This is a genomic window from Rhodococcus sp. MurmanLake-1, from assembly GCF_056945715.1.
Window position 1 is genome coordinate 1 of the sequence record NZ_JBWZNF010000032.1, and the last position, 9,267, is coordinate 9,267.

The 9,267-nt window shown below is 31.4% G+C and carries 9 protein-coding genes; 1 reads left to right on the forward strand and 8 read right to left on the reverse strand.

Annotated elements, in window-relative coordinates:
- Positions 1-439: 439 nt before the first annotated feature.
- Positions 440-667, reverse strand: a complete 228-nt coding sequence (locus tag AC2ETI_RS32190) for a helix-turn-helix domain-containing protein (protein WP_000780193.1) — start codon at positions 665-667, stop codon at positions 440-442.
- A gap of 489 nt (positions 668-1,156) precedes the next feature.
- Here AC2ETI_RS32190 and AC2ETI_RS32195 point away from each other — a divergent pair, with 489 nt between their 5' ends.
- On the forward strand, positions 1,157-1,420 hold the full coding sequence (locus AC2ETI_RS32195; protein WP_000874968.1) for a hypothetical protein: 264 nt from the start codon (positions 1,157-1,159) through the stop codon (positions 1,418-1,420).
- Between the two features lie 1,355 nt (positions 1,421-2,775).
- On the opposite strand, the gene AC2ETI_RS32200 is transcribed toward AC2ETI_RS32195, so the two are convergent.
- The 7 genes from AC2ETI_RS32200 to AC2ETI_RS32230 all read right to left on the reverse strand — a co-directional run bounded on the left by AC2ETI_RS32200 (position 2,776) and on the right by AC2ETI_RS32230 (position 9,055).
- Entirely contained in the window at positions 2,776-4,155 is a 1,380-nt protein-coding gene (locus tag AC2ETI_RS32200; RefSeq protein WP_050279502.1) for a replication initiation factor domain-containing protein, read from the reverse strand.
- A gap of 161 nt (positions 4,156-4,316) precedes the next feature.
- Positions 4,317-4,523 carry a hypothetical protein gene (locus AC2ETI_RS32205; RefSeq protein WP_000030440.1) on the reverse strand — a complete coding sequence of 69 codons (207 nt, stop codon included), beginning with the start codon at positions 4,521-4,523 and terminating at the stop codon, positions 4,317-4,319.
- A gap of 123 nt (positions 4,524-4,646) precedes the next feature.
- The gene (locus tag AC2ETI_RS32210) at positions 4,647-4,910 is read right to left on the reverse strand and encodes a hypothetical protein (protein WP_000085833.1); all 264 of its coding nucleotides are present in this window, start codon (positions 4,908-4,910) and stop codon (positions 4,647-4,649) included.
- Between the two features lie 231 nt (positions 4,911-5,141).
- On the reverse strand, positions 5,142-5,903 hold the full coding sequence (locus tag AC2ETI_RS32215; RefSeq protein WP_000957234.1) for a hypothetical protein: 762 nt from the start codon (positions 5,901-5,903) through the stop codon (positions 5,142-5,144).
- 334 nt (positions 5,904-6,237) lie between these two features.
- Positions 6,238-6,549: a hypothetical protein gene (locus tag AC2ETI_RS32220; RefSeq protein ID WP_050267887.1), complete on the reverse strand. Its 312-nt coding sequence runs from the start codon at positions 6,547-6,549 to the stop codon at positions 6,238-6,240.
- Position 6,550: 1 nt separating this feature from the next.
- The gene (gene mobV, locus AC2ETI_RS32225; protein WP_050267888.1) at positions 6,551-7,756 is read right to left on the reverse strand and encodes a MobV family relaxase; all 1,206 of its coding nucleotides are present in this window, start codon (positions 7,754-7,756) and stop codon (positions 6,551-6,553) included.
- Positions 7,757-8,386: 630 nt separating this feature from the next.
- Positions 8,387-9,055, reverse strand: coding sequence for a type II toxin-antitoxin system PemK/MazF family toxin (locus AC2ETI_RS32230; RefSeq protein WP_215253610.1), 669 nt, complete (start codon positions 9,053-9,055; stop codon positions 8,387-8,389).
- Positions 9,056-9,267: the final 212 nt, after the last annotated feature.

Below are 9,267 nucleotides of genomic sequence, written 5' to 3' on the forward strand. Positions count from 1 at the left end.
TTTTTTTTGGTAAATTTGATCACCTACAAATAGCTTTTAACCATTTTTTTTAAATCTCACATACCAAGTTAAATTTAGCTTAACATAACAATAAACAATTCGCTTTTCAAAAAATGCTCTATCTTGTTCAATAAACAAAAAACATAAAAAAGAGCCCTGAAAATAGGACTCTTTTTAATAATCATCATTACCACCATTTCATTTAACAGCACTACTATGATTATAAATATAGTTCAACAAAATCACGAAGTATGCCAGTACCTCTCATCTTCCAAGGTGTTGACGCACCTAGCAAGTCTACAATTCCATATCCCTAATTCAAAACATACTCATGCGTTAACAAAAGAAGTTGAAGTGCGCCATATAGCACCACAAAATACCATTAGCCAACTATACCTTTAGCATACAAAAACTATCCAAGTACATAAAATCCCCTAAATTATTTTGACTCAATGTCACCTGGAATATATTCAATTAAGTCCGATAATTTAACATCTAACTTCTCACAGATCGCTATTAAAGTATCTAATCTTAAAGACGACACACTTTCATTATGCCAAAGCTTATTAATAGAATTACGACTCACACCAGTTATCCTTATTAACTCCGCAATATTATCTATATTTTTTTGGGCCATAATCATACGAATGTTATTTACTAACTTCATTCTTCTTACTCCTTATATTCAACATACACTCTATTTTACTTATAAAGATAATTTTATGCAATTTATAAGTAAAAATAAACCTTTTAAAGGTTATATTTATTTATATGTATTGATATTTTAACTTTATAAGGTTAAAATATAACCACAGACAAAAACAAAAGAATAATGAACATGAAAGGAAGAACGATTTGGCATATCTAACAGCAAAAAAAGTAAAAGGAAACATTTACTTTTATGTATCTCAATACGTTGGAACACAACCATATTACTCAAAACACTATAGATATATAAATATTTACTCAATCGGCAATCAAAAAATAGCTTTAGAGAGAATCGCTATGTGGTTATTAGATAACAACCGCATACCAAAAGAACTAATAGAAATCGGAGTATCCATAAACGATGTGAAATATTGGTATGAAAAAGTTGAAAAAACATTACAGAACTACTCTTTAACTAACCATAAAAATACCTAAAAGGAGCATTACTATGGCATTTCTAACAAATTACAAAGCAAATGGAAAAAGATACTTTTATGTAGAAAAATATGTTGGTAAAAAACCATATACCTGCAAACAAAGTGAACGTATTTATTCGATTGGAAACGAAAGAATCACATTAGAAAGGCTCACTTTATGGATTTTAGATAACAGTTTCATTCCAAGCGAATTAATAAAGATCGGAATATCAATTGACGATATAGAAAACTGGAGAGAAAAAGTAGAAAATACCATAAAAAGATACTCTCTATAACTAAAAACAAGAAAAAAGACTGATATTTTTATCAGTCTTTTTTCCTTTAACTATTTATATTTTTTCACCACAAAAGGGTTAGATATTTTAATAATATATTTATATATTTAATAAAAGTTATGCGTGACTGTTTGTTTTTTTCATTTGCGAACAAAAACAAACAGACTTTAAGGGTAAAAAGGATTAAAAATATACAGAAATCACGAAATAAAAAATTCACAAAACAACAAATTCAAACATAATCTAAACATCTTTTTTTATCACACAACTCGATTAAAACGGTGCGACTTTTTAATGATATATATATATCTATGAAATGAAAATGCGAGCAAAGTTTTTTCGTTTTCAGTTCATCATAGAGATACTATATAAACTCCGTAATTTCGGAATACGGAATTACAAAGAAAACAGAAAACAAAAATTTCGAAAATCGAAAAATCGAGATTTCAAATTCAACAAAATTCAAAATCAAATTCCACATCAAAATCTCCCCCAAAAAATAAACCTTCAAAAAACGTACGGTATTTTATCGTTATATATATAACTAAAAAAATTCATGCGCACACTTTAGTTTTCCATCCTGTACGGTAGTAACGGGAAGTTTTAGGATATAAACTATATAGCTTATAAATTTAAAAAAGAATTCACAAATTCACGAAATTAAAGTTTTAAAAAAAGAAAGACATTTTGTCTTTCTTTTTTTAAAACCAATTACCTTTTGTTTCTGACATCCGTTTTTTTATCTCTAGCATTTTTTTCATTTGTTCTCTTTCTAACGGATCACTAATATCATCTAATTCTAATTTTTTTAACGGTTGTACAAATTTATAGCTGCCATTCTTTTTTTCAGCTAAATAATAATACTGTAATTCATCATTCCAATAATATATGACTTGTTCACTCAACATAAAAGCCCCCAGTAATCACCTTAATATTAGCCCATTACACCATCATAGCATCAATGAAGCCCTAAAATTAACGCAATACAAAAGAGACAGTTCCAAAAGTAACCGTATCAAAAAGTAGTCTCAAATAACTGATAAACGCATCATAAAGCCAAAAACAAGTGTCTCAAAAAGTCCCTAAAATCATTTGCAAACGTTCATAAAAATATATATAATTTATGAACGGTAGGGTTATATGTTTTATATATATAAAAAACCGCACCCTTTTTGGGTTATTTTTCTTTGATGACAATCAATATAAAAGTCATTAAAATGAATAATATACGGTATACATGCAATAATAGACGTAGTTATTCTCAAAACTAAATTTAAGTTCTAAACCATAAAAAAATCCTTCCAAGTGCGCCAACACTCGAAAGGATTGTAAGTATATCTTTTTAAATTCAACTTTTATTTTTGCTTACTAGGTTTATTTTTCATGAGTTCTGCTAATTCTCCAGTTAGTAGAACTTTTTTCTTTTCATAATCCCCAGCAACATCAAACAACTTAGGAACATGTTGTTTTATTTTCTTTCTCCAATTACTCTTTTGATCCTTATCCATCATCCCAAAATAACGACCATGATAATCATTCATGATAGCCTCTAAAACAATACGATCGTTCACCTTAATTTTACTGTTATCTACTTTTTCTAAATCTCCAACAATTATCGAATCAAACGGATTATATTCCGAATCTATCCATTCTTTCGCTTTCTTCTTACGCAAACGAGCTTCAAAACGTGTTACATGTTCAACATCAGGATACTGATCTAAAGTTTCATTTTCTTCATTCTCTCTTTTTTTATTATAGATACAAAGATGATTATCCGAACCTCGTTTACCAATGTACATCGTTTCTATTTTTTTATCTCTATCCAAATAAATACATTCTGATTTACTAGACAAATCTTTTATTTTTAAATCTGCAATTTTAACTGGATAATCACAAGCTATATGTATACCTGTAACTTCAATATTTTCTAACAATCCCAACACTAATCGTATCGCCTCATCAACCACACGATTATATGCCATATGCTTAGGATTAAATTCAAATCTAACATCTTTCAACAAACGATCATTTTTCTTTTTTCCGTTATTCGGAAGAAAACCATTTGCATCTAACTGTAAAAACATTTCAGCATTTCTTAACAACTCATCTCTTTTAACTTCAATCAATTTCTCTTTATTTTCCAAAGTATTAAGTAGTATCTGAACATGTTCCTCATGAATTTTTTCCATGGCTTCACTTTTAAAACCAGTTGCAAGTTCTTGCTCATCTATTTCAGATTTCAATGCGACTATTTCGCCTTTCAACTTCTCAATAGTCAGTTCTATTTGTCTCTCGTGCCGTTTCAATTTCCTTTCATCAGTTAAACGGCCATCTTCATCAGTTTCAGCTATCAATTCTTTCACATCAGCTAAACTTTCAAACAAACCTTGATACTCAGCATTAGAAAGTAACGATTCTCCAACTTCTCTTGCTTTCTTCTCCTGCTCTATTTGAATTTCTAGTCTAATCCTATGAGAGATTAATTTAGGAAGATCAACTGACGCTTTTTTTAATTCTCCCGCCAACTCAATATAACCACAATCAACAGAGTCACACTTTAAAACTTCCTCATAACCGAAATTTTTCGAACGGTTTGCCTGCAATGAATATGGCATATTTGAACTTGTAACCATTCTTATAAATTCTTCTTTTTTGATACCTTCTTTAAAATCTGCAACAATACTTAATTTATCAATCGTTATATCTAACAAATTAGATTTTAGTACATCATTCATAACAAAATCCTAAACCCCCAAACAGTTATATTTTTGAACCCGTCCAAAGCGTAGTTGGATAATAATCGAGAAATTCTCGAACTTTACCTGCTTATTAGAATAACAGGTAACTTTTTTCGAGAGTTAATCTCCCTCAACTAAAAAATCATTCCAAAACACATTTACTTCCCATTTTCTTTTTCCAAATAAGAAAAATAAAACTCAAATGCTTTTTCTGCAATTTCCGCTTTCGTAGAAAAACGTCCACTACTAACCAATCCCTTAATCCTTTCAGATGTTTCTTTTGGCAATCTAAAAGTCTCAGGGATTTTCGGATTCTTACCGTCTTTCGGTTTCCTACCAACAGTCACATAATTAGCTTTACTCATTAAAACACCTCCAAATAACCCAGTAACAACATGTTATCATTTCGTATGACGTTTTGTAAATAACTTTGTTTTAAAATAACATAAAATCCGAATATAAAAGAACTCATAAAGAGTTCTCCCAACCTATAATTCATCTCCATAAACCAACCGATATAATCCATCAAACCCTAAACTAGCTTCAATCATTTTAATCATTTCTTTAGTGTAATAATCCAACTGATCGTGATTCTGACTTTCAAGAAATTGTTTTTCATCAACTGTATTTAAAAGTCTCAAAATAAATTCCAGTTTCAAATCATGATTCCAATAAGGCATATCAGAGTAACCTTCAATCTCCGCTTTTATATCTTCAGACTTAAATTTTATTTTCACCCGTTCTCTAGACATACTTATCCCTCTTTTCCCTAGTTATAAATATTAGAAACATCAATAAAAAAACATCACAGACCATTGATACCAAAGTATTTTCTAATAACATCACCCACTTCGCGCCCCGAGATGTTTCTAATATATCAAGTAATATAATTAATCCTTTTCTTTAACAATAAAAAAATAGGACTCTTGCATAATAAATATAAACAAGAGTCCTATTACCATTAAATATTTCTAATGCAAATTCTAATTTTCAACCTTTTGTTCTTCCAGCAAAGTGTTCATTACTTCAGTAGCCCCTTCTGGAATACTCATTTTAATAGATTCCGGAAGACATTCTTTAGCTGTATGGGCAATCGCTTTTGTAGTCTCAGGATTATTTCTTATAAACTTACCAGTTTTACTACAAAATGCTTTAAACCAATTCTTTTTAGTTAATATCTGTACTTGCTTTTTAAGGAAATCTATTTCCTTAAAAAGTTTCGAAACTTCTTGTTTTAAAAAATCTTTTTCTGTAATTTGTTCAGCCAATCTCTCTTCAATTAAAGCTTTAAAATCTTCTAATTTGCTTTCCATTTCCTCCATTTCCGGATGAGAAAACTTGTCATTAGAATCCAAACCATTCTCTACAAAATAAGAATCCACTTTATCTATCAATTCTTCTACTTGAGATTGATTCTTCATTACTCTCCTTGCTAAAGGTGTAGTTTTAAACTCATCTTCCATTCGCTTTACCCAATCCCGAATCTCAGTAGTATAAATATCTACCCCAGAAACATTCCCCTTCTGAATCTTCATAACCTTTCCAGGGCTGCACTCATAACGAAATTCCGATGATCCATTAATATAAGTGTGAAAATAACAAGTTTCATCAAACAAATACTTTATGATTAATTCTTGAGAATAACTTTTTTCTTCTGGAAGTGTTACTGAAAAATCATCAATTTCAAAGAAATCACTATAGTCCAACGCAAAATAAACTTTACTTAGAAACGTATTAGTTAACACAAAAAATCCTCCCAACTTGTATATACCCAACAATAAAAATACACAAAATAAAAACAATAAAGTCACACAAGACTTTACTATCCTCATTAAAATTAAATATACCAATATCTAACAACATAATACACATCTAAAAACACTTATTTCAATTTCCTTTTTTTAAAAACAAGAGCCATCCCCAATCCCCTTGTATAATATCCCCATATATTCACATCAACAATTTACGAGGACGTTATACAAGGCTCTACAATCCTCGCTATATTTCACAAAAATAAGTTCCACTAATGCTAACTTCTAAAGAATAAAGGGAACTCCCATAGAGTCCCCCAACACACTATTACTCTTTATCATCCAAAGATACTAACGCAATACTTTCACTCATATCACTCAAACTTTTACTTATATCACTCAAGCCTTCACCAAGTCCCATAATTTGTTCATTCATCCCTTTGATAAGTTCTCCAATACCAGCTAATTGTTCATCCTTACGATCATAGTCATCAATTTTCATAGTCAATTCCAAAATCCTGCAAGTCTCTTCAATCGTTAAATTATTTTTCTCAGCCAAATCCTTCACAGTGTTTATAAAGTTCACTCCAAAGCTATGAAAATACTCCATCCTTGGTTGTTGATTAAATAATGTCCCCACACTATCTCTCCAATCCCTGGTCCCGATTTTTCTGTTGGCTTCTTCGCACTTGTTTTAATCTCTTTTGTTGTTCTTCATGCTCTTGTTTGTGATTCAAGAACTTTTGAGCACCACTTACTTCGTCATCACCAGCAAAATGTCGTTTTAAAAACTTGCGATTCATCTTATCCAGTATACTCGCTTTAACATAACCAATCATTCCTGCAAATTCAGGCAACTTCTCCTTATACAAATCTTTCACTCGATCCAACGTTTTCTTAAGAAAATCATTTTCGCCCTTTAACCCTTCATTCTCTCTTTTTAAATCAGTTACTTTCCTCTCTAAAAAACGTTGTTCTTTATATAAATTATCTTTTTCATATTCACTCTTAACCTTTTCGTTTTTAAGGCGCTTATTTTCCTCTCTAAGCGTTTCAGAAGACTTAGCCAATACTTTTATACTTTCAAAGTCTTCTAATGCAATCTCGACCGTTTTAGAGCGTATAAACCCACCTTTCTCTTTAACAGGGATCTCATCTACACTTTTAGCTTTATCTAAAGATAATTTCAAATCATGAAGACGACTATCTATCTCGTTCTTTTCCTGTTCTAACTTCTCTATTTCTTGTTGCAAAGTCACCGCTTTAAAGCGCTGCGCCGATAAATGTTTCCTGTCACTAGAAACACCACGCTCTATATCAAATCCCTTTTCTTTCACATGTTCATAGATTTTATCTTGTAGATCATGAAGCTCTGATTTGTTTTTAAAAAATGAATACGCTGATAGTTTTTGTTTTTCATTAACCGGAACCATTCCTACATGCATATGAGGTGTTTTTTCATCAACATGCACTGAAGCATATACAAAGTTCTCTTCTCCATACCTTGCCTTTAAAAAACAAACAGACTCTTCAAAGAATCGTCTCTGTTCCGCTTGAGATAAAGAATTCATATAATCAGGACTAGCCGAAATCATAAACGAACAACAAACAACAGCATCTTTCCTAATGGCTCTATCAGATACAACCCCGTCTTGAATTCTATCTTGAATTAGTTTTTTATAATCCACGTTCTCTTTACCATGAATCAAATCATAATTCTGTTCCGTTCGTTCTTGAATAATATCTGGATTTGAATGACTTTCTTTTTCACGTTGATTATGTATTTGTAATCCTTTCACATCTGTCATCTTGAATTTTTTCATATGACAAACCATGAATCTTGACATGGGCTTCGCTCCTTTTTCGGTGGTAGTTCCATGTAAACTGTAGCACACTACAGTTTACTGCGTAAACACGTGTGCCCTACGGGGCATTTCGGCTACCACCGAGCCATGACAATCATGGCAAAAAACCATGGGCTTTGCCCAAACCCACAAGGGAAAAACTTCCCCTTGACCCCTTACAATCGAACTCCCCAACCCCTCAATCCTTGAGGGGCTCCCTCGCCGGTAGGCATCCCCAAACGTTCGGTTTGGGAAAACCAAGAGGGTTTTGTTGTAGTAAAGATGTCAACTCCTTATCCTCCCTTCGGTCCGGTACCGTTGACATCCCCCACACAAAGTTCATATCTCTTTAAAAGTAATCCCCAATAAAAAAAGCCCCCCTTTATTTTAGAGTTAAAACCCTCAAAACAAAGGAAGCCATCATTTTCATAAATAACAATCAAAAAGACCTTTCTTTTTACAGAAAGGTCTCTCTATGGTTGAGCCATCACAGCTCGCCAACTATTGTTCGGGTCATCACAACCCTAAATTCTACGGTTGAGCCATCACAGCTCTTTCGCAATTAGTATTAACTAACGCTACTTCTTCTAACCACACTGTATCAAAAATAATAATAAAAATCAACACTTATAATTATTTTACTGACATTAAAACAATCTCATTGAATTTTTCCAACACCTTATTTTTTATATCATGTGGTTTTAAATAATTATCAATTAAAAAACCTTTTTCCATCGCTAACGCATTGTTATAAAAGTATATTACTTCTTCTTTTTTATCCGCGACGATCCCTCGTCCCTTAATAATATCGTATGTTAAATCAATCATTTTCTTTACACAATAATTAAAAAAAGTTTTCTTATGATATTCACCAATTGCGTCTTCGTCATTCAAATCAGCAATCCTTAGATCTGCCAATTCACATACAATTTTAGAAAAAGAAAACGCATCAACTGGACATTCAATATAATTATCAGTACCATCAGTTTTTTTGCCATCTTTTATATATTGAATACGATTAGCGGACACTGTACGAACTTGATCCAAAACAACATATGTATTGATCGGATTCCCACTTCGATCTTCAACTAAACGTTTAGGCAATCCCGATACTATACCTAAATTCATTTTATTTTGTCCCAAACCAGAACTTTTCGAAGTAAGAGAAACAATAGTCACTGTCCTTTTATCTTTACCTTTACTTAAAATTATACTTAAATGATTATCTCCAAACTCATATTTCCTTATTGGATTTAAATCCGCATAATATATATTCCCCACTTTTATATCTGAATACCTCAACAATAGTTCCCCCTATAATTAATTACTTATTCACAAGTTTTTACCTTTAAAACATAAACAATTGGACTATATACAGCTTTCAATCCTCATCGCTACACACTTGTCCATTACCCTTGTACAATATAGTAACTTCTCTTTTTTTTGGTAAATTTGATCACCTACAAATAGCTTTTAACCATTTTTTTTAAATCTCACATACCAAGTTAAATTTA

Coding starts and splice junctions, on each gene's coding strand:
- AC2ETI_RS32205 (WP_000030440.1), bottom strand. CDS start 4,523: ATGAGTAAAGCTAATTATGTGACTGTTGGTAGGAAACCGAAAGACGGT.
- mobV (WP_050267888.1), bottom strand. CDS start 7,756: ATGTCAAGATTCATGGTTTGTCATATGAAAAAATTCAAGATGACAGAT.
- AC2ETI_RS32190 (WP_000780193.1), bottom strand. CDS start 667: ATGAAGTTAGTAAATAACATTCGTATGATTATGGCCCAAAAAAATATA.
- AC2ETI_RS32200 (WP_050279502.1), bottom strand. CDS start 4,155: ATGAATGATGTACTAAAATCTAATTTGTTAGATATAACGATTGATAAA.
- AC2ETI_RS32210 (WP_000085833.1), bottom strand. CDS start 4,910: ATGTCTAGAGAACGGGTGAAAATAAAATTTAAGTCTGAAGATATAAAA.
- AC2ETI_RS32195 (WP_000874968.1), top strand. CDS start 1,157: ATGGCATTTCTAACAAATTACAAAGCAAATGGAAAAAGATACTTTTAT.